We start from the raw sequence: 18976 nt of genomic DNA on the forward strand, positions 1-18976 counted from the left end.
ATCCTCCATTATAACGGAAAGTATTTCATACATGCGAACAATTGCTTTATAATAAAAATTAGAAAGTTTAGATATTTCTTTTTTCTTCACTATAATTTTTCACAAAGCGATGGGAGTGTGCATTATGCCAGTATTAGTCTTCTGTATTATCGTCTCATTTATGTTGTACCTCTTCTACAAAACAAAATACTTTCGTACAAACCGCCCAATGGAAAAAGGTTGGCTCTCAGGAAAATCCGCAATGGCACTCGGTTCATTCGTCTTATTCTTCGGGATAAACCAATTCTTTTTAGAACTTTCAACCGCTCGTATGATCGTCGGTGTTTTATTCGTTCTATTTGGTAGTGCGAGTGCATTTAATGGATTTCGCCAATATAAACATTTCTTTCCATTAGCAGTTAAAGAAGCAGAAGCTTATGAAGCAACGTAAAAAAGCATCACCATTGTGATGCTTTTTTACGTCCTCTACTTTTTAAAATCATATATGCAACAAACGCAGAAGGTATATTAAATAGGTTGCCTTGCACATGAAAATGTAATTGTTCCTCTTCAAAAGACATTTTTTCATATAGTTCTCGCTGAGATAATCCTGTACGTTTCCTTTTTTCATGTAAACCTTGTAAATATAAATATTGGATCGGTATCATTACAAGAAAGTAAAATAGTGCGATACCACCAAAGAAGATTATTTCTGATGACATATTGCATACCGCCTCCTCAAAATCCATTTTCTTACAATATAATTGTAACATAGTCTACCATCTAAATAAATTAATATTCTGTCATTTAATATTATATAAATCACTCTCTACATAAAAAAAGATGGAACAAATCAAAACGATTTGTTCCATCTTTTTATTTATCAATCAATTGCACCATAAGTAATGCTTTTCCAACAACATTACCTTCATGGTGTACTTCTACATCAACCTTACCAAATTTACGGCCAATTTCTAATACTTTCGGATGAACGGATACAACATTATCAATCTGAACCGGCTTTACAAAATAAATTGTTAAGTTCTCAACAATTGAATCACTCTTCTTCTGAGCACGAATGACACGGTTTGTTGCTTCTGTCACAATTGTTGTAAATACACCGTAAGATAATGTTCCGATTGAATTCGTCATTTGTGGTGTCACTGAAAATTGATACAAATGCTCATTTTTTGCTTCTTTCGGCGTCATAAATTGATTCGTTACAATATCATCAATCGTTTCACCAACTTGTGGTTGACGCTGAATCATCTGTAATGCCTGAAGTACATCTTGACGACTAATGATACCTTGCAATTTATTTCCATCTTCCACAACAGGAAGTAATTCAATACCTTCCCATACCATCATACGCGCTGCAGCTGCGACAGACATCTTTCCATTTACCGTAATAGGGTGTTTCGTCATCACTTTATCAATTGGTGTATCTTTCGCAACACCAATCATATCTTTCGAAGTTACGATACCTAACACCTTTTTATTTTCATCCACAATTGGATAACGTCCATGCATCGTCTCTTCATTGTACTCATGCCATTTCTGCACGATATCACTAGGCTTTAAATATAGTGTTTCTTCAATCGGTGTTAAAATATCTTCAACGAGTACAATTTCTTTCTTAATAAGTTGATCATAAATCGCGCGGTTAATTAACGTTGCGACCGTAAATGTATCATAGCTACTGGAAATAATCGGCAACTTCAATTCGTCTGCTAACTTTTTCACATGCTCTTCTGTATCAAATCCACCTGTAATTAATACAGCGGCCCCTGTTTCTAATGCTAATTGATGTGCATTCGTACGGTTCCCGATGATAAGCAAGTTCCCCGCTTCTGTATAGCGCATCATCGCTTCTAATTTCATAGCCCCGATTACGAATTTATTTAATGTTTTATGTAGTCCTTCTCTGCCTCCAAGTACTTGACCATCGACAATGTTAACGACTTCTGCATATGTTAGTTTTTCGATATTCTCTTTCTTCTTTTGTTCAATTCGAATTGTTCCGACACGTTCAATTGTACTAACATATCCTTTATTTTCTGCATCTTTAATCGCACGGTAAGCTGTCCCTTCACTTACACTCAAATCTTTCGCAATTTGCCTTACAGAAATTTTATGCCCTACCGGTAGGCTATTAATATGTTCTAAAATTTGATTATGTTTGGTAGCCAAATGGTTTCACCATACTTTCTTTTCCCTAAATTCTTCATGTGTTGTATTCCCAGTATACTATATTTTCAAAACTGTTACACTCTCTCTTTGTATATCTGTACTATTTTTTTTATAACAAAATGACCCTTACATTCCACTAGTCATTCCATTACAACAATGTAATGCTATTGTCATCTCGTTCGATAGTTCGTCCACACACTTCCATATACAATTAAGACAAGAAATGAAACAAAGGAGCGAATACATGATGAAAAAAATTTTAGAGGTTATAGGCGCAGTATTTTTAGCTTGTGTAGATGGGAAAAAAGTTGCAATGGATTTGAATGAAACTCCTGAACAGCCGCGTTCAAAAAGAGAAGAGTCAACTAAACAAATACAGACTTTAAAAGCTGTACTACACGCATAAAAAGCCCTTCACTTGTCTTTTCAAATGAAGGGTATCTGTTTTATAGCGTAATACTTTCTCCAACTTCTAATACTTTCCCTGTACAATTTTGTAGTTTTTCTACAAATTGATATGGATCCTGTTCAATAACTGGGAACGTATTGTAATGCATCGGTACAACAGTTTTCGCATGAATCCATTTTGCTGCTAAAACAGCATCTTCTGGTCCCATTGTGAAATTATCACCAATTGGTAAAAACGCTATATCTATATCATTCAGTTCCCCAATTAACTTCATATCAGAGAATAGAGCCGTATCCCCTGCATGGTAAACCGTTTTCTCTTCTGCTGTAAATAAAATACCCGCTGGCATACCTGTATATGTAATCGTCTTATTTTCTTCATCAATATAACTAGAGCCGTGGAATGCTTGTGTAAACTTCACTTTTCCGAAGTCAAATTCATGTGAACCACCAATATGCATCGGATGTGTTTCTACACCTTGCCAACTTAAAAATGTCGCTAGTTCGAATGGCGCCACAACAACTGCATTATTTTTCTTCGCAAGCTCTACTGTATCTCCAACATGATCACCATGACCGTGCGATAAAAGAATTGCATCTACTTTTACATCTTCAGCCTTTAAATCTGTTTTCGGATTTCCCGTTAAAAATGGATCAATTAAAATCACTTTTCCATTCGTTTCAATCTTTACAACTGAATGCCCATGATAAGATACATTCATTATTACATTCCTCCCCTATTCACATTCTCACTTTTTATTCTACATGATTTTTCAATTCCCTGTCTTTTCTAACATCTATTTACTTGTCATAACGCTTTCTTCCGAGGTAAAGTTATATTTGTAATTAAATATCTCGGGGGTGCCAATCGATGAATGCTAGATTAGAAAATTTAATGCAATGGCTAAAAGAAAAAAACGTAGAAGCCGCGTTCTTAACTTCTACACCAAACGTTTTCTACATGACAAACTTCCACTGTGAACCACACGAAAGACTACTTGGTATGTTTGTATTCCAAGAAAAAGAGCCTATTTTAATTTGCCCTAAAATGGAAGAAGGCCAAGCACGTAACGCTGGATGGGCACATGAAATTATCGGATTTACTGATACTGACAGACCATGGGATATGATTGCAAAAGCAATTAAAGACCGTGGCATCAATGCAAATGCAGTTGCAATTGAAAAAGAACATTTAAACGTAGAACGTTACGAAGAATTAACAAAATTATTCCCAAATGCAGCTTTCAAATCAGCAGAGGAAAAAGTTCGCGAGCTTCGTTTAATTAAGGATGAAAAAGAACTTTCTATTTTACGTGAAGCAGCTAAAATGGCAGACTATGCTGTTGAAGTTGGGGTAAATGCAATTAAAGAAAACCGTAGCGAACTAGAAGTATTAGCAATTATTGAACACGAATTAAAAACAAAAGGCATACATAAAATGTCATTTGATACGATGGTATTAGCAGGTGCTAACTCTGCTCTTCCACACGGTATTCCAGGTGCTAACCAAATGAAGCGCGGCGATTTCGTACTATTTGATTTAGGCGTAATTATTGACGGTTATTGCTCTGATATTACACGTACAGTAGCATTCGGTGAACTTTCTGAAGAACAAACTCGCATTTACAACACTGTACTTGCTGGACAACTACAAGCAGTTGAAGCATGTAAACCAGGCGTTACACTTGGCGCAATTGATAATGCTGCTCGTTCTGTTATCGCGGATGCAGGTTACGGAGACTTCTTCCCGCACCGACTTGGTCACGGACTTGGAATTAGCGTTCACGAATATCCAGATGTAAAAGAAGGCAACGATTCTCTATTAAAAGAAGGTATGGTCTTCACAATCGAACCAGGTATTTACGTACCAAACGTAGGTGGCGTTCGTATTGAAGATGATATTTACATCACAAAAGACGGATCAGAAATTTTAACGAAATTCCCGAAAGAATTACAATTTGTAAAATAAGAAAAAGGCAGCTTAATTGCTGCCTTTTTCTATTTTTCTACTACTTTAAATTTCTCTACAATCATTTGTCCTGGGTAACTTTCAAGTATGTGAGAAGACCATACTTTTATTTTATCTCCTGTTTTTAATTGATTAGATGCGTTTTTCTCCTTAAAGCTCAACACTATATCTGATGGATGTTCTTTATTCATTTGTTGTTCTATATAATGTTGCAACTCTACTTTTGTATTAAACGTTTTATCACCGACAAAAAATACCGCATCATTTCTTACTATGACATACCCTTCTTCAGGTACTTTTTTTACCTCTACTTGTTTTGTAGTACACGCTGATAATATGATTAGAAATACACTAAAAAATATATACATAGAAACTCTCATATTCCTACTCATTTTTATCCCTCACTCTATGTTTGCTATTTCCGCTTTAAAACCATCTTCTCTTCATACTTATCATCCCATTTAATCACAATCTCTATCAGTTCATCTTTAGATAGAGGCGCACAACTTACACAAGAAGATTTCATTTCAATCCTTGCTCCTTTATGAACTTCTGACGTTTCTGTCATTGTACTAAAGGTCCCATGAATAGAAATCTCCAAATTTTTAAATTCTGTATTTCCATCTTCACTGTCATCCTTAATATGCCCTTTATATTGCCCCGTCCAACTTTTGCTCTCGCTAGAAAAAGTAACATACGAAATCGAACAACTTCCTAAAAAGAAAATACTTATAAAAAAGAATAATGCTCTCTTCATAATGCCCTCCATTCAAAAGCACTTATTTATCCCGCAGTAACGGGCAGTAAGACCCCAACCTCAAAATTCGGTGAAAGCAAAGAAGTTAGTTGGGGGATGAACCCCCCACTGATTAAAGCTTCACTTTATTGTCTATTTCTTCCTTTTATTATATTATTAAAATGCAGAATTTTCTAAAATAGAAGGTTTATATGTTACAACAACAGTTAGAAGAAATTCGTAATAATAATTACATACTGGACAACACAATTCATATTGATTCTTTAAGTTCCAATATGCTTGAACATATCGGTGTTACTGATAGTTATTTAAGGGATAAACTTATTTACTCTACTTTTTATCATCTCATCAAGAAGGGCTATATTTCACACTCACACTTGCAGAAACTATTATTAGAAAGCATCAGTGATAAATATTTATTGTATAAGATTCATTCGGATGACGAAGATGCGGTATTTACCCGTGCATTTACGACATTATTAATTGCGCCCATTATTGATGCGGATACAAATCATAATTTCTTATCACAGACTGATATATTAAATGTAAAAGATCAATTAATTTTATATATGAACAAAGAGCACGACTTACGAGGCTATGTCCAAGAACGTGGCTGGGCGCATAGTGTCGCTCATGCTTCCGATACATTTGAAGCGCTTGTGAATAGTCCTAAACTGGAAAATTTATATTACGAAGAAATATTACAAACTTTATTAAACAAAGTTTGTGTTCATTCCATCTATTACAAATACGAAGAAGATGAGCGTCTCGTTTATCCAATTGTCGCAATGCTGCAAAATGGCCTAAAGGAAGAAGTACTCATATTAGCCCTTCGTGATTTAGCAACTCAATTACAAGTTCAAAAATCAACGCTACATATTGAATCATACGAATTTCTATACGGAAATATAAAAGCTTTCTTACGTAGCTTATTTTTCAGATTACGTACAATATCTATATGTAAGGAAACTGAATACGAAATTGAAAAATTACTACAAGGACTTCGCCAATATTACTAAAAAAGAAGGCCCTTTAAAAAGTGCCTTCTTCTATTTCACTAATATTTAATTGAAATTTTACGATCCAAACTGAGAAAAGGTGGACAAGAAGCGCAAACGCCATACATGCTCCGCTTAAAAAAGTTAGTATAGGATGCGAATACACGTGCCCCAATCCATAGGATATCGCCACGAAAAACATTGTTATGTAAATATAAATTGCTCCATGTATTTGCCTCATATAAACCTCCTTTTCCCATATTATAACATAAATTTTCTGATTATTCACATTAATTACTCGTAATCAATATTTCTCAACTGTTACACCTCTAACAGCAACCTTAATATACGGTAACCCTTGTAAACTTTGTAAATCCTCTATTTTTCCTGTTACGACTACACCGTATATTGGTAGGTCTTTTCATTATAGTTTGTCCTAAAATGCTCTTGAAATCCCCCTTTATTTTCACTTAAAAATATCTAAATACAGCTTTTCTTTTTTAAAATTTTGCATAATAAAAAGCACATCTATTTTAATGTGCTTCTCCAAAAAACACTATTCTATTATTTCATCGCTTCCTTCACAACATCTTGAATCATAACAACTTCTGTTTTCATATCAACAGACGGTGCTTCTTCATCAATACACTCATACCAAAACGCTACATGCTTTTTATCAATTTCATGATGAGAATTTTCGACAAGAGCCCCGCCTTCTCCTTGCACAGAATACCAATATAAGTATTCTTCTCCATCTCTTATTTCCCGGAAAATTGTCTCTACGTACATTTTCTCGTCGTTTAGTGTCAACAGCACTTCTTTCATATTGTCATTAAGAAGCTGCATCCATTCATCTACACGATGACTTTTACCTTTTTTCACTTTAAATCTCGTTAACTCCACATTCATTTTCATTCCCCCATTCTCTTACGTACAAACAAACCATATTCTATTGGATGATGAAAACTTAATTTACTAGCTAATTTTTGCGAAGGAATATTGTCTACATAACAATCCCAACACGGTGTAATATCATTTTGTATACAATGTTCAATGAAACGTGTTGCGACAGCTTGAGCTAACCCTTTCCCTTGATACGCTTCATGCGTCACGATATCAATTTCAGCAAATCCATTCCCACTAAATATCGAAACACATTCCGCTACAGTCATCCCATTTTGTTCTATACAAAATCCAAAACCATCATTCAAAAATGCTTCATTTGATCCCCAATATTCTTTATAATACGCCTGTGTAAATTCATTACTTCGTTCTATATCTCTTCTATCAATACGCTTCACTTCATATGTATTTTTGTTACAATCTCGCTTTCTCTCTTCAAAGGTTACTCTTTGAAATTTCATTCGCGGGATTTTCCGAAGCACATTACTAAAACGCTCTTCTAACATCATTTCCCACTCTTCACTCGAAGTGAACAATGTAAATCTCTTCTCTGTTTTTTCAATGGCCGTTTTTATATACGAAAATACATCTTCGTTATAACTTTCATCTTGCGTATTACCAAATAAATAATGAATGCCATTAGCTGTGATAATTAGTCCTGCTGTTAACTCCTCGTTTGCAAAAACCCTACCATCTATCGTTTGATCACATACTGCATAAGCAAAAGTTGTGGTTCTTGTATTACTTTCTAAAATCGAAAGTATTTTTCTATACTGGGCTACAGATAATTCCCTCATAATTGCTCCACTATAATCGTATCAGCCTCTATATTTTCAAAACAAAGATTTACAGTTCTCTTGAATGCTCTCGTTCTATGAATCGTACATGCTGGAATTAAGATAGAATCATTCGGCTTTAAAACCGCTGTTTCTCCGTCTTGAAAATCGATAAGTAATTCTCCCTCTAATACAATAAATAACTCATCCGAATTAGAATGATAGTGCCAATCATATTCACCAGTAAATACAGCGATTCGTAAGCAATGACTATTTACATTTGAAACGACGAAGTTTTTATGTTGATCTTTTATATCTTTTGTTAAATCTATTAAATTTATCTTTTCCATAGAATCCCCCTCTTTACACCCCTTTATATACTTATCTTTAAATTAGCATAAGAGGCATTTTACTAACAAGAAAAAAATTCCATATGGAAAATTCAAATAAAAAATGACCTCCAATCTCTCCTAACTATAAGAGAAATTAAAGATCATCCTTTCTATTTTATCGGAAATGCACTATCTCCAGCAGAAAGTACACCTTCCATGTAACCTTTTGCAAAATCTGGTAATCCAATGATAAGTACTGCAGTTACAATCCCAATACCAATCCCTCTTAATTTCAGATCATTTTTCTTTTTGCCTACAACCATTGTAATAATTCCTGCTATAAGCAAACCCACTGACAAAATATCATAAATATACCCCATATTGCCCCTCCTATTTACATCTTTATTTCTTTTTATTTTAATTGTACAATGTTTTCCCCTTAAATAAAAGCCCTCCTAATAAAAGGAAGGCTCTACATATATTTCTATTATGATAAAGCAGGAGCTTTTTCAAGAAGCTCTTTTGCATCAGCGTATTGTAAGCCGTGTGCTTCTGCAACTGCTTCGAATGTTACATATCCATCTAATGTGTTAATACCTTTTAGTAATGCAGAATTGCCTAAGCAAGCGTCTTTATAGCCTTTGTTAGCAATTTGTACTGCATATGGTACTGTTACGTTTGTTAATGCAAGAGTTGATGTACGTGGAACCGCACCTGGCATATTTGCAACTGCATAATGAACAACGCCATGTTTTTCGTAAGTTGGGTTGTCATGAGTTGTAATACGGTCAGTTGTTTCGAAAATACCACCTTGGTCAATCGCAATATCTACAACGACAGAACCTGGTTCCATTGATTGAATCATTTCTTCTGTTACAAGTTTTGGCGCTTTTGCACCTGGAATTAATACCGCACCAATAACAAGATCAGATTCTCTTACTGCTTCTGCAATGTTGTAAGGATTAGACATTAACGTTTTTACTTGGTTACCGAAAATGTCATCTAATTGACGAAGACGTTCTGCACTTAAGTCGATGATTGTTACATCTGCACCTAAACCTACTGCAATCTTCGCTGCGTTTGTACCAGCTTGACCACCACCGATAACTGTTACTTTTCCGCGTTTCACCCCTGGAACGCCTGCAAGTAAAATACCTTTACCACCTTTGTTTTTCTCAAGGAACTGTGCACCGATCTGTGCAGACATACGACCAGCTACTTCACTCATAGGTGCAAGTAATGGTAAAGAACGATTGTCTAATTGTACTGTTTCGTATGCAATTGATACCACTTTGTTATCAATTAATGCTTTCGTTAATTCTGGTTCTGGAGCTAAGTGTAAGTATGTGAATAAAATTAAACCTTCGCGGAAATTACCGTATTCACTTGCAACTGGCTCTTTTACCTTCATAACCATATCTTGGTTCCATGCTTCTTCAGCAGTTTCAACAAGTTTCGCACCAGCTTGTACATATTCTTCATCTGTAAAGCCAGATCCTAAACCTGCTCCTTTTTGAACAAAAACTTCATGACCATTTTGTACTAAATGTACTGCTCCCGCTGGCGTCATTGCCACACGGTTTTCATTGTTTTTAATTTCTGTTGGAATACCGATACGCATTATTAGTTCCCCCTTGAGTTATGAAATGACCCCTGAATCATTTTTTAAAGCGCTTTCTACGCCCTTATATTCTAACATAATATCTCAATATTTGACAAAAAAATAACACAAGTTTTCCGATAGATTTAATATTACATGAAAGGACAGTATTATCCTCATCTCTCAGTATGAAGGATAAACTGTCCAATTATTTAAAACTCCATTTTATTTTGTTCTATCGATGTCTATGAATAACATCCACTGCACCAGTCACTTCAATAATTGTACCGGTAATCATATCGGAATCATCCTCACATAAAAACGAAATCGTTCTTGCGATATCTTCACCTGTTCCAGATCTACCAATTGGTGTGTTATGACTTTTCAGCTGGCGTGCTTCTTGAATTGTCGCCTCTTTCATTTCACCAATAATATCACCAGGACATACCATGTTCGCAGTAATACCGTATTCCGCTTCTTCGTAAGCAACTGTTTTCGTTAATGAAACAAGTCCTACTTTTGCTGCCGCGAAAGCTGAGCGATAAATCCATCCCGGTGCACTATCTGCCCCTTGAAATCCGTAATTAATAATACGGCCAAAGTTCTGTTTTCTCATGACCGGAACGACAAGTTTTAATAAATGAAATACCGCTGTTAAATTGCCCTGAATCATTTCATTCCATTCTTCTTCTTCATAATCGACTAACTTTTTCCGTTCAAATACATATGGACCAGCATTATTAATTAAAAAGTCAATTTTGCCAAAACGGCTCATCGCTTCTTCTACTATTTTATGTAAATCTTCCTTTTTCGTGACATCCGCTTGCACGAATTGTAGACGCTCTTCCATATTTTTATATGTTTCTTTCATCGTTTCCATAGCCGTTATATCGCTATGATATGTTACTGTTACTGAATAGCCTTTAGCCAATAATTTTTCTGTTACTTGCTTTCCTAAACCTTTCGTACCGGCTGTAATGAGCGCATGTCTCACAAAACTGCCCCCTTTTAAATTGCTATAGTTCATATGTAACAAGTTCTCGCACCAATTACAACTAAAATGAATTAAAACAAAGTTTTCAAAATTCTGTAACGTTTCCGACAAGCACATTACCAAAATTTGTTTTATAATAAAGTTGTAAAAGGTAATAAAAATGATTGGGAGGAATTTACTATGAATAATACATATACAAATATTTTAATCGCGGTGGACGGTTCTAAAGAAGCAGAAAAAGCCTTTAAAAAAGCAATTCAAGTCGCAAAACGAAACAATGCAACATTAACAATTGCTCATATCGTTGATGTAAAAGCATACTCAGCAGTAGAAGCTTATAGCCGCGCAATTGCTGAACGTGCAAATCTATTTGCAGAAGACTTATTAGAAGACTACAAAAAAACTGCGCTTGAAGCTGGCCTTGAAAAAATTGAAACTGTATTAGAATTTGGTAATCCTAAATCTAAAATTTCAAAAGAAATCGCTCCAAACCATAAAGTAGATTTAATTATGTGTGGTGCAACTGGTTTAAATGCTGTTGAACGTTTCCTAATTGGTAGCGTCTCTGAACATATTATTCGCTATGCGAAATGCGATGTCCTTGTTGTTCGTGGTGATGAGGAGCAAGGTGATCTTTAATTTATAGATAAAACACCAAGCCCACATGGGCTTGGTGTTTTTCATTTCACATACTTCACTATAAATACAAGACAAACAACCACAACAACTGCAACTGCCAGCACATATGGCGGTAAGAACTTCAAAGACCATAATGCCATCATGATCGTCGCAACCGTTAAGTACGTTTGCTTTGCATCTTCTTTCATTTTTTTACGAAGCAAGAACACATACAAATAACCGATTGGCGGTGTGATAAAGCAAAGAACATATATAATTTTAGACTTCAAATACCATTTTTGTTCTCCGAGTTTTTGTATATCTTCTTCTATTCTCTTATGCTCTCGTTCTCTCGCTTCTTCTACAAGCGGATCTTCCTCTTCTCCTCGCTTTTCTTTCATATAAGGAAGAAAGTGCATGAAAAAATAATATGCAAATACGAACGCTCCAAAACCAATATTTAATCTTTCTAATGGAATATGCTCACTAAAAAAAGCAGCAGTAAGCACTAAAGATAAACAGTACGTCATCATCCAAAATGAACGTTTTCTCTTTTTCCGTTCCATTTCTTTTTTGCCTTGTATATCTTTTCTTTTCGAAAGCCATATAGAAATAAAGCAATCTACTACAAATAGAGCAAAAATAAATATCGCAACGTGTACTGTTTCTACATCCTCAAATGAAAAGATATTTGGGAATGCAACATGTAATACAATTAATGTGTACAAAATTAGCCCTATAAAATAAATACGTCTCATTTTCCATCCCTTTCTTATTTCCTAACATTACGTTAACATACATTTTTTAGAAATAGACGGACAAAATATATGTGTTTAGAAAAGGAGGATGCTACATGGATGATTCTGAACGTATTATTTTAGATGTGAATGGGAAAGAAATCGAAATGTTAGATACGATTCGTACACATTTTAAAGAGACACATGGAATTGAACTAAGTAACGGTGCATTACTGCGAGATTTGATGGATATTGAGTATATTCGAATTACGGAAGATCGACATAAGTATGATTAAGCGATGAAATTTTAAGCCTAGAACAGACTGTTCTAGGCTTAATTACATTCCCACTAAAAATGTTATAATTAGGAAAAATACGTGTGGAGGATACCAAAATATGAAATCTGAAAATATCTCAAAGCATTTTCATACATTACATGTACAAAGAAGCCAGTTCCTTCCTCATCTCCATTCACTATCTCAAGAACAACTGTGGTATCAGCAAAAGAATGGAAAATGGTCTATTGGAGAGCATTTTTATCACCTATATTTAATTGCAAAAATGCTAAAAGTAGCGATTAAATTCTCTTTCACTCTTATCCCTTATGCCAAGCTCAGAAGAAACACCCCATTCGCAACTGACATACATGACATTTATGCCGAATATAAAGAAAAGCATGGCAAAGGAATGAAAGCACCTTGGATTTTAATCCCTTCAAAAAAAGTCTATCAATCTATGAATGTAACTCAATTAGAAGAATTACTTACACGTGAAACAAATGAAATAAAAAAACTCATTCAAAATATAGAAGAAAATATTGCAGGGCATATCGTATTTTTAGATCCAATTGCTCACTATCCTAATTTGATTCAATTTATTCAACTATTAGCCATACATGAGAAACATCATTTTATGATTATGGAATGATAAATACTCCTGTAAAAATCTAAATACAAAAAGGTAAGGTACTTTCTATAAAAAGCACCTTACCTTGTATCTCATACATCATTTAATTCCTACAAACTCTCCAACTAACCCCTTCGCCTTCTCCAAAGTTTTTTCAATTTGCTCAAACCCAGTCCCGCCAGCACTGTTACGGCGCTTTACAGCAGCATACGGCGAAAGAACTTCATACAAATCTTCTTCAAATAACGAACTCATTTCTTTATACGTTTCAAATGGTACATCTAATAAATAAATTCCTTTTTGTGTGCAATGTAGAACTAACTTCCCAACAATTTCATGAGCTTGACGGAATGGCAGTCCTTTACTTGCTAAGTAGTCCGCAATTTCTGTTGCGTTAGAGAAATCTTGGGTCACAGCTTGCCCCATTTTTTCTTTGTTTACAGTCATCGTTTCCAGCATGCCTGCCATAATATGAAGGCATCCTTCTACTGTTTTTACTGTATCAAACATTCCTTCTTTATCTTCTTGTAAGTCTTTATTGTACGCGAGCGGTAATCCTTTCATTACTGTAAGTAAACTGAATAAATTACCGTATACTCTGCCTGTTTTACCGCGGATTAGTTCCGCCATATCCGGATTTTTCTTTTGCGGCATAATACTGCTTCCCGTTGCGTATTGATCGCTCATTTCAATAAATTGAAACTCTTGGCTACTCCATAAAATAAGTTCTTCGCAAAAGCGTGATAAGTGCATCATGAGCATAGATGAGTTACTTAAAAACTCCAGTATGAAATCACGATCGCTTACCGCATCTAAACTATTTTCATAGATGCCATTAAATCCGAGAAGCTCCGCACTATATTCTCGGTCAATCGGGAATGTCGTCCCAGCTAACGCTCCTGCTCCGAGTGGTGAAATGTTAATGCGTTTTAACGAATCTTCATAACGATTCACATCGCGCTCTAACATCCAAAAGTAAGCAAGAATATGATGTGCAAATGATATAGGCTGCGCACGTTGCAAGTGCGTATAGCCAGGCATAATTGTTTCAATATTATTTTCTGCTTGATGAACAAGAACAGTTTGCAATTGTTTTGTAGCTTTTATAATATCTTCTACCTTTTCTTTTATATACAAATGCATATCTGTTGCCACTTGGTCGTTACGGCTTCGGCCTGTATGAAGTTTCCCTCCCACTTCACCGATTTTTTCAATTAACATCTTTTCAATGTTTAAATGAATGTCCTCAGCTTCAACTGAGAAATGTAACTTATTTTGTTTCGCTTCTTCTAATAAATATTGAAGACCTAGCTTTATTTTCTCGGCTTCTTCTTTCGTAACGATCCCTTGCTTTGCTAGCATCGTTACGTGTGCAATACTCCCATTTATATCTTGATTGACTAATTGTTGATCGAAGGAGATGGACGCTCCAAACTCTTCAACCCACGCTTCCGCTTCTTCTGTAAAACGTCCGCCCCAAAGTTTGCTCACGCTTCCACCTTCTTTTGATTCACTTGACTGTATACTTTCGTCGGTAAACCGAATAATGAAATGAATCCAACTGCTGCATCATGATTAAATTCATCCTGGGCAGTATACGTAGCTAATTTCTCATCATATAACGAGTATTCAGATTTACGCCCTTCTACAATCGCATGACCTTTAAATAATTTCACACGCACTGTACCTGTTACATGCTTTTGCGTTTCTTGTAAAAATGCATGAAGCGCTTGTTTTAAAGGAGAGAACCATAAGCCATTATAAATAAGTTCCGTTATTTTCTGTTCAATCACCGGTTTAAAATGTGCTACTTCTTTCACGTGTGTTAAATCTTCCAACTCTTTATGCGCTGTAATTAACGTCATTGCTGCTGGGCATTCGTATACTTCACGAGATTTAATACCGACAAGACGATTTTCTACGTGATCGATACGTCCAACGCCATGTTTTCCAGCAAGGGCATTTAACGTTTTAATTAGTTCTGACAGTGAATATGAAGTGCCATTTAAAGTCGTCGGTACTCCTGCTTCAAATCCAATTTCTACAAACTCTGGTTTATTCGGTGTATCTTCTAATGCTAATGTCATTTCGTATGCATCTTCTGGCGGCGCTGCCCATGGATCTTCTAAAATTCCACATTCGTTGCTGCGTCCCCATAAGTTTTGATCGATTGAGAATGGGCTATCTAAATTAATTGGAATTGGTACATCGTTTTCTTTTGCATATGCAATTTCTTCTTCACGTGACCACTTCCATTCACGTACAGGCGCAATCACTTCTAAATATGGATTCAATGCTTGAATAGAAACTTCAAAACGAACTTGGTCATTCCCTTTCCCTGTACATCCGTGTGCAACTGCAGTTGCGCCTTCTTGTTCTGCGATTTCTACTAATTTTTTCGCAATAAGTGGACGAGATAATGCAGAGACAAGAGGATATTTCCCTTCGTATAACGTGTGTGCTTGCATCGCCATCAATGCATATTCATTCGCGAATTCTTCTTGAACATCAATCATATACGATTTAATTGCACCTACTGAAAGTGCTTTTTCTTTTACAAACGCTAAGTCTTTTCCTTCCCCTAAATCTAAACAAAGCGCGATAATATCATAATTCTTCTCTTGTAACCATTTAATTGCAACGGAAGTATCAAGACCTCCGGAATATGCTAATACAACTTTTTTCTTCTCCATTTTACATCCCCCTAAAGAATAAATATTCATTATTTCTTATAATAATTCAAACTTTAACACCTTTCATAAAATGAATCAAGGGGAATTCATAATTTTTTTTCAAACAATTTCGTCGAATTTCTTTCTTTTTTTATGTAAAATAGAGGCAGGAAATTGGAGGTGTGTCTATGGAAAAGTATTTTATATACAATGAACATCTAGGAATTGCAGTGCCAAACATACAAGAAGAATGGGAAGACATCTCTGAAAAAACACAGCATGGTATTTTATTAAAATGGGAGCAAATTCGCGGAAAAATACCTGATCGTATAAAAGAGATTGAACATTACATTAATCAAAAACAACATCGTTTAAATAACGAAGATAATTTTGAAATTTCCTGTAGGCTTAATTCTGAAATAGCTGATTTAGCCTCTATTATTAACGACCTTTGGCTTTGGTATCGCCTCACCCAAAATGTATCTGAGGGAAAAGCACACCAATGAAAAAAGCATGCCCCTCATTCACTTTGGGTCATGCTTTTTTGTCGTAACAAGCTTTGCAATATATTTCTTGCGCCGTTTTTGCTAAACATACATCAAACGGACCTACTAATATACTTCTTTCTTTCGGCAACTTCACAAAAGCAACTAGCTCTTCTTCATATTCAATCTTTTTCTGACATGAAACGCATTTTAATTCTCTTCTTTTAAACATGTCTTTTAGCATATCTCCACTCTCCCTTTCATCTATCTATATTAATATAATATGTAAAAAAATGACACATTACAAAGTAAGATATTCATATACTATGTACAAAAGGAGGCCTCAAAATGATGCGAGCTTTCATTATTATCGCTTTAACATTTTTAAGTGTGATTAGCTGGGATGCATTTTTTAAAGATAAAGGTGACGAAAACAATACAACTGAATAAAAAACCATCTTTGCTTACTTATTGGACAAACTTCTAAAAACTGTCCAATCCTACAAAATAACTTAGGCTTTTCTACAAAATATTTAAACATAACAATTTTTGTAGATTCCCTCCGTTTATTGTCGGTTTCCATCCGCATACATTTTTTGAAAGTATGATATAATAATATAAATCTTGAAGGAAGGGATTTTGATATCATGATCGCTCGAAGGAGCATGTGGCATCGTATTGACGAATCATACACGTAGCGTATTTTTCAGCTCAGATACTTTAGTCTAGCGAAAAAAATACGAGAGTGGGGAAATTATGATTGCCCGAAGGATAATTTGGCAAAAAAAAGACTCTTCTTACACGTAGCGTTTTGTTTAGGACTTAATTGTTATTAGCTAAACAAAACAAAGAAGAGCAGGATTGCTAAATGACGAATCCTACTCCACGTTTTGTTTAGTCGTTTTAAGACTTAAACTAAAACGAAGGTAGGGAGAATTGATGGACGAGAGGATTATTCGTTATTTCTTCAGCGACATATAGCGTAGTTAGTTTTTTCGTAAACTAACTGAAAGCTACATGTGAGCTCGTAGTTAGTTTACAACACAAAAAGGACTACTAACTACGGAAAGAAGGAATAACGATGAGGAACATCCAAAGTCGACAAATTATTAAAGAAGTTTTTATGGTTTTAATCGGTTCATTTATTTTAGCGGCAGCGCTATATCACATTCACTTCCAAAACCACTTAACAGAAGGTGGATTTGTAGGTATTGCACTATTCATCCAAAATTTTTATGATATTTCACCATCTATTTCAACTATAATAATGGATATCCCAATTATTTTACTGTGCGCTTCATTTTTAGGTAAAAAAATGGTTGGCTATTCATTTTTAGGTTCAATTTCATTCGGAGTATTTTATTCCCTTATGGAAAATTATTCTCCATTTACGGTAGATTTATCAAACAATTTATTTATAGCTGCAATAGTTGGCGGTGCTTTAGCTGGTATTGGACTCGGTTTTATATTGCGATTTGGCGGTGCAACCGGTGGAGACGATATTTTAACAATTGTATTAAGTAAACGAACTCGTTTTACAATTGGGCAAATTTTCTTCGTCTTTGACGCGATTGTTCTTGCGCTTTCATTATATTATTTAAATTGGACAGAAATTGCTTTTACTATTCTTTCAATTGCCGTACAGGCAAAAACATTGGATTTAATTTATTATCCAAAAGCAGAAAAAGCAGCAGAAAAGCAACCAGTATCTATTCCAATGACCAAAAAACATGCAACAAATTAAAAAAGCGAAAGGCTTCGGCCTCTCGCTTTTTTTATGATTTTTTTTCTTTCTCCATTATGTGGCGCACTTGATAAAATCGATTGGCAAATTCAGTAACATTTCTTGTTAAACGATAATTTACTGTAGATCCAATTGCCATTCCGATGACTGGGATACCTTGGAATAATTTACGACGAAGAGCATAAATTGAAAATGTTTTCAAAATTTGCTTTAACAAAACTTCGGTAGAGGCTGTTTGTAACACTGCTTCGTCTCCTTCATAAAAGAACGAATCTTCTTGCTCCAGCTCTCGTAGCAAGTTGTACCAAGCGTATTGCTGAAGTCTTCCTGGCAATAATGACGCATGAAACACCTTTAACGCCAGCATCATTTCATAAGGCTTGTTCACATCATGCCCAAACGATGTTGCAATAAGTTGGACAGCCTTCACATTTAACGCAATCATAACCGGAAAATCAGCTGTCAATAATAATAATCCTCCAGCACCCGTTGCTCCGCCTTGCACGAATGAATATAGACGATGACGTGCTGTTTGTTGCTCTGCTATGTATGTTAACTGATCAATAGATAATGCTTTCAAATCTTCAAGTTGTTCAATTGATTCATTAAATAATCTTGATGTTCCTAAAATACGATTACGTGCATCTAATTGTGATTGTGAACTTTGAATCAGTGCATGCAAATGAAAAAGCCATCCATCTGCTTTCGTAAAGAATTCTTTTCGTTTTTTCTCAGGTAATTTCGCAACTGTAGTATGTAACCATTTATCAAACACTTTTTGAAAATCGGTCGCTTCTTGCTCAACTAATTGCGCTTCCCATTCCTTTATATTGTCTAAAATGGCTTGTTCTCGCTTCGATCGCATCGTAACAACCACCTCGTTCGATTTTTTTCTATTGTAACATATT

26 protein-coding genes and 1 pseudogene are annotated in these 18976 nt (G+C 35.1%); 9 read left to right on the forward strand and 18 right to left on the reverse strand.

Annotated features, from left to right (window positions below; all coding sequences use genetic code 11):
- The first annotated feature begins 124 nt into the window (after positions 1–124).
- Positions 125–430, forward strand: coding sequence for a YtpI family protein (locus tag MHH42_RS23300; protein WP_001144779.1), 306 nt, complete (start codon positions 125–127; stop codon positions 428–430).
- A gap of 7 nt (positions 431–437) precedes the next feature.
- On the opposite strand, the gene MHH42_RS23305 is transcribed toward MHH42_RS23300, so the two are convergent.
- Together MHH42_RS23305 and MHH42_RS23310 are read right to left on the reverse strand one after the other, a co-directional pair.
- A complete protein-coding gene (locus MHH42_RS23305; RefSeq protein WP_000093555.1) occupies positions 438–701 on the reverse strand; it encodes a DUF3949 domain-containing protein in 264 nt (87 codons plus the stop codon).
- 154 nt (positions 702–855) lie between these two features.
- A complete protein-coding gene (locus tag MHH42_RS23310; protein ID WP_000201581.1) occupies positions 856–2169 on the reverse strand; it encodes a DRTGG domain-containing protein in 1314 nt (437 codons plus the stop codon).
- Positions 2170–2413: 244 nt separating this feature from the next.
- Here MHH42_RS23310 and MHH42_RS23315 point away from each other — a divergent pair, with 244 nt between their 5' ends.
- On the forward strand, positions 2414–2575 hold the full coding sequence (locus MHH42_RS23315; RefSeq protein ID WP_000976100.1) for a hypothetical protein: 162 nt from the start codon (positions 2414–2416) through the stop codon (positions 2573–2575).
- A 40-nt stretch (positions 2576–2615) separates the two neighbouring features.
- On the opposite strand, the gene MHH42_RS23320 is transcribed toward MHH42_RS23315, so the two are convergent.
- Positions 2616–3299: a metal-dependent hydrolase gene (locus MHH42_RS23320; RefSeq protein WP_097854243.1), complete on the reverse strand. Its 684-nt coding sequence runs from the start codon at positions 3297–3299 to the stop codon at positions 2616–2618.
- Positions 3300–3448: 149 nt separating this feature from the next.
- Here MHH42_RS23320 and pepQ point away from each other — a divergent pair, with 149 nt between their 5' ends.
- On the forward strand, positions 3449–4546 hold the full coding sequence (pepQ, locus tag MHH42_RS23325) for a Xaa-Pro dipeptidase (RefSeq protein WP_340894243.1): 1098 nt from the start codon (positions 3449–3451) through the stop codon (positions 4544–4546).
- 29 nt (positions 4547–4575) lie between these two features.
- On the opposite strand, the gene MHH42_RS23330 is transcribed toward pepQ, so the two are convergent.
- Positions 4576–4938: a DUF3221 domain-containing protein gene (locus MHH42_RS23330; protein ID WP_016109182.1), complete on the reverse strand. Its 363-nt coding sequence runs from the start codon at positions 4936–4938 to the stop codon at positions 4576–4578.
- Positions 4939–4961: 23 nt separating this feature from the next.
- A complete protein-coding gene (locus MHH42_RS23335; RefSeq protein ID WP_340894245.1) occupies positions 4962–5315 on the reverse strand; it encodes a hypothetical protein in 354 nt (117 codons plus the stop codon).
- A 179-nt stretch (positions 5316–5494) separates the two neighbouring features.
- Between MHH42_RS23335 and MHH42_RS23340 the strand changes: the two genes are divergently transcribed.
- Positions 5495–6322, forward strand: coding sequence for a DUF2785 domain-containing protein (locus MHH42_RS23340; RefSeq protein WP_340894246.1), 828 nt, complete (start codon positions 5495–5497; stop codon positions 6320–6322).
- 13 nt (positions 6323–6335) lie between these two features.
- On the opposite strand, the gene MHH42_RS23345 is transcribed toward MHH42_RS23340, so the two are convergent.
- From MHH42_RS23345 to MHH42_RS23375, 8 genes and pseudogenes are all read right to left on the reverse strand, one after another.
- On the reverse strand, positions 6336–6542 hold the full coding sequence (locus MHH42_RS23345) for a hypothetical protein (protein ID WP_001248905.1): 207 nt from the start codon (positions 6540–6542) through the stop codon (positions 6336–6338).
- Positions 6543–6605: 63 nt separating this feature from the next.
- Positions 6606–6722, reverse strand: a pseudogene (locus MHH42_RS32460) (anti sigma factor C-terminal domain-containing protein); the annotation flags it as partial.
- Between the two features lie 143 nt (positions 6723–6865).
- Positions 6866–7210, reverse strand: coding sequence for a DUF6176 family protein (locus MHH42_RS23350; RefSeq protein WP_002060104.1), 345 nt, complete (start codon positions 7208–7210; stop codon positions 6866–6868).
- 2 nt (positions 7211–7212) lie between these two features.
- On the reverse strand, positions 7213–8001 hold the full coding sequence (locus tag MHH42_RS23355) for a GNAT family N-acetyltransferase (protein WP_001208746.1): 789 nt from the start codon (positions 7999–8001) through the stop codon (positions 7213–7215).
- A complete protein-coding gene (locus MHH42_RS23360; RefSeq protein ID WP_000411489.1) occupies positions 7998–8330 on the reverse strand; it encodes a cupin domain-containing protein in 333 nt (110 codons plus the stop codon). Before MHH42_RS23360 ends, MHH42_RS23355 begins: the two co-directional genes overlap by 4 nt.
- Before the next feature lie 152 nt (positions 8331–8482).
- The gene (locus MHH42_RS23365) at positions 8483–8692 is read right to left on the reverse strand and encodes a hypothetical protein (protein WP_000540692.1); all 210 of its coding nucleotides are present in this window, start codon (positions 8690–8692) and stop codon (positions 8483–8485) included.
- Positions 8693–8799: 107 nt separating this feature from the next.
- Positions 8800–9933: an alanine dehydrogenase gene (ald, locus tag MHH42_RS23370; protein WP_001219395.1), complete on the reverse strand. Its 1134-nt coding sequence runs from the start codon at positions 9931–9933 to the stop codon at positions 8800–8802.
- A gap of 214 nt (positions 9934–10147) precedes the next feature.
- A complete protein-coding gene (locus MHH42_RS23375) occupies positions 10148–10939 on the reverse strand; it encodes an SDR family oxidoreductase (RefSeq protein WP_002039744.1) in 792 nt (263 codons plus the stop codon).
- Between the two features lie 147 nt (positions 10940–11086).
- Between MHH42_RS23375 and MHH42_RS23380 the strand changes: the two genes are divergently transcribed.
- Entirely contained in the window at positions 11087–11545 is a 459-nt protein-coding gene (locus tag MHH42_RS23380) for a universal stress protein (RefSeq protein ID WP_001066672.1), read from the forward strand.
- Positions 11546–11586: 41 nt separating this feature from the next.
- On the opposite strand, the gene MHH42_RS23385 is transcribed toward MHH42_RS23380, so the two are convergent.
- On the reverse strand, positions 11587–12282 hold the full coding sequence (locus MHH42_RS23385; RefSeq protein WP_097854246.1) for a hypothetical protein: 696 nt from the start codon (positions 12280–12282) through the stop codon (positions 11587–11589).
- Positions 12283–12377: 95 nt separating this feature from the next.
- On the opposite strand from MHH42_RS23385, the gene MHH42_RS23390 reads away from it, so the two are divergent.
- Complete coding sequence (locus MHH42_RS23390) at positions 12378–12557, forward strand: hypothetical protein (RefSeq protein ID WP_000342762.1); 180 nt, start codon at positions 12378–12380, stop codon at positions 12555–12557.
- 100 nt (positions 12558–12657) lie between these two features.
- Complete coding sequence (locus tag MHH42_RS23395; RefSeq protein ID WP_098129434.1) at positions 12658–13188, forward strand: DinB family protein; 531 nt, start codon at positions 12658–12660, stop codon at positions 13186–13188.
- 78 nt (positions 13189–13266) lie between these two features.
- Here MHH42_RS23395 and argH read toward each other — a convergent pair whose 3' ends face one another.
- Together argH and MHH42_RS23405 are read right to left on the reverse strand one after the other, a co-directional pair.
- Positions 13267–14658 carry an argininosuccinate lyase gene (gene argH, locus MHH42_RS23400; protein WP_097854248.1) on the reverse strand — a complete coding sequence of 464 codons (1392 nt, stop codon included), beginning with the start codon at positions 14656–14658 and terminating at the stop codon, positions 13267–13269.
- Entirely contained in the window at positions 14655–15860 is a 1206-nt protein-coding gene (locus MHH42_RS23405; RefSeq protein ID WP_000412319.1) for an argininosuccinate synthase, read from the reverse strand. Before MHH42_RS23405 ends, argH begins: the two co-directional genes overlap by 4 nt.
- A 167-nt stretch (positions 15861–16027) precedes the next feature.
- Between MHH42_RS23405 and MHH42_RS23410 the strand changes: the two genes are divergently transcribed.
- Entirely contained in the window at positions 16028–16345 is a 318-nt protein-coding gene (locus MHH42_RS23410) for a hypothetical protein (RefSeq protein ID WP_016109192.1), read from the forward strand.
- A 28-nt stretch (positions 16346–16373) separates the two neighbouring features.
- Here the strand turns inward: MHH42_RS23410 and MHH42_RS23415 are convergent, their stop codons facing one another.
- Positions 16374–16568, reverse strand: a complete 195-nt coding sequence (locus MHH42_RS23415; protein ID WP_000910296.1) for a hypothetical protein — start codon at positions 16566–16568, stop codon at positions 16374–16376.
- 837 nt (positions 16569–17405) lie between these two features.
- Here MHH42_RS23415 and MHH42_RS23420 point away from each other — a divergent pair.
- Positions 17406–18068 carry a YitT family protein gene (locus MHH42_RS23420; protein WP_340894251.1) on the forward strand — a complete coding sequence of 221 codons (663 nt, stop codon included), beginning with the start codon at positions 17406–17408 and terminating at the stop codon, positions 18066–18068.
- Between the two features lie 31 nt (positions 18069–18099).
- Here the strand turns inward: MHH42_RS23420 and MHH42_RS23425 are convergent, their stop codons facing one another.
- Positions 18100–18933 carry an EcsC family protein gene (locus MHH42_RS23425; RefSeq protein ID WP_001256857.1) on the reverse strand — a complete coding sequence of 278 codons (834 nt, stop codon included), beginning with the start codon at positions 18931–18933 and terminating at the stop codon, positions 18100–18102.
- Positions 18934–18976: the final 43 nt, after the last annotated feature.

Source organism: Bacillus sp. FSL L8-0099 (assembly GCF_038006385.1).
Lineage (GTDB): Bacteria > Bacillota > Bacilli > Bacillales > Bacillaceae_G > Bacillus_A > Bacillus_A toyonensis.

Bases quoted from the DNA above. Each gene is read 5' to 3' on its own strand.
- MHH42_RS23350 (WP_002060104.1), bottom strand. From the start codon at position 7,210: ATGAATGTGGAGTTAACGAGATTTAAAGTGAAAAAAGGTAAAAGTCAT.
- MHH42_RS23355 (WP_001208746.1), bottom strand. From the start codon at position 8,001: ATGAGGGAATTATCTGTAGCCCAGTATAGAAAAATACTTTCGATTTTA.
- MHH42_RS23415 (WP_000910296.1), bottom strand. From the start codon at position 16,568: ATGCTAAAAGACATGTTTAAAAGAAGAGAATTAAAATGCGTTTCATGT.
- MHH42_RS23390 (WP_000342762.1), top strand. From the start codon at position 12,378: ATGGATGATTCTGAACGTATTATTTTAGATGTGAATGGGAAAGAAATC.
- MHH42_RS23395 (WP_098129434.1), top strand. From the start codon at position 12,658: ATGAAATCTGAAAATATCTCAAAGCATTTTCATACATTACATGTACAA.
- MHH42_RS23320 (WP_097854243.1), bottom strand. From the start codon at position 3,299: ATGAATGTATCTTATCATGGGCATTCAGTTGTAAAGATTGAAACGAAT.
- pepQ (WP_340894243.1), top strand. From the start codon at position 3,449: ATGAATGCTAGATTAGAAAATTTAATGCAATGGCTAAAAGAAAAAAAC.
- MHH42_RS23315 (WP_000976100.1), top strand. From the start codon at position 2,414: ATGATGAAAAAAATTTTAGAGGTTATAGGCGCAGTATTTTTAGCTTGT.
- MHH42_RS23405 (WP_000412319.1), bottom strand. From the start codon at position 15,860: ATGGAGAAGAAAAAAGTTGTATTAGCATATTCCGGAGGTCTTGATACT.
- MHH42_RS23340 (WP_340894246.1), top strand. From the start codon at position 5,495: ATGTTACAACAACAGTTAGAAGAAATTCGTAATAATAATTACATACTG.
- MHH42_RS23305 (WP_000093555.1), bottom strand. From the start codon at position 701: ATGTCATCAGAAATAATCTTCTTTGGTGGTATCGCACTATTTTACTTT.
- ald (WP_001219395.1), bottom strand. From the start codon at position 9,933: ATGCGTATCGGTATTCCAACAGAAATTAAAAACAATGAAAACCGTGTG.
- MHH42_RS23385 (WP_097854246.1), bottom strand. From the start codon at position 12,282: ATGAGACGTATTTATTTTATAGGGCTAATTTTGTACACATTAATTGTA.
- MHH42_RS23365 (WP_000540692.1), bottom strand. From the start codon at position 8,692: ATGGGGTATATTTATGATATTTTGTCAGTGGGTTTGCTTATAGCAGGA.
- MHH42_RS23420 (WP_340894251.1), top strand. From the start codon at position 17,406: ATGAGGAACATCCAAAGTCGACAAATTATTAAAGAAGTTTTTATGGTT.
- MHH42_RS23380 (WP_001066672.1), top strand. From the start codon at position 11,087: ATGAATAATACATATACAAATATTTTAATCGCGGTGGACGGTTCTAAA.
- MHH42_RS23375 (WP_002039744.1), bottom strand. From the start codon at position 10,939: ATGAACTATAGCAATTTAAAAGGGGGCAGTTTTGTGAGACATGCGCTC.
- MHH42_RS23345 (WP_001248905.1), bottom strand. From the start codon at position 6,542: ATGAGGCAAATACATGGAGCAATTTATATTTACATAACAATGTTTTTC.
- MHH42_RS23300 (WP_001144779.1), top strand. From the start codon at position 125: ATGCCAGTATTAGTCTTCTGTATTATCGTCTCATTTATGTTGTACCTC.
- MHH42_RS23330 (WP_016109182.1), bottom strand. From the start codon at position 4,938: ATGAGTAGGAATATGAGAGTTTCTATGTATATATTTTTTAGTGTATTT.
- MHH42_RS23360 (WP_000411489.1), bottom strand. From the start codon at position 8,330: ATGGAAAAGATAAATTTAATAGATTTAACAAAAGATATAAAAGATCAA.
- MHH42_RS23425 (WP_001256857.1), bottom strand. From the start codon at position 18,933: ATGCGATCGAAGCGAGAACAAGCCATTTTAGACAATATAAAGGAATGG.
- MHH42_RS23335 (WP_340894245.1), bottom strand. From the start codon at position 5,315: ATGGAGGGCATTATGAAGAGAGCATTATTCTTTTTTATAAGTATTTTC.
- MHH42_RS23410 (WP_016109192.1), top strand. From the start codon at position 16,028: ATGGAAAAGTATTTTATATACAATGAACATCTAGGAATTGCAGTGCCA.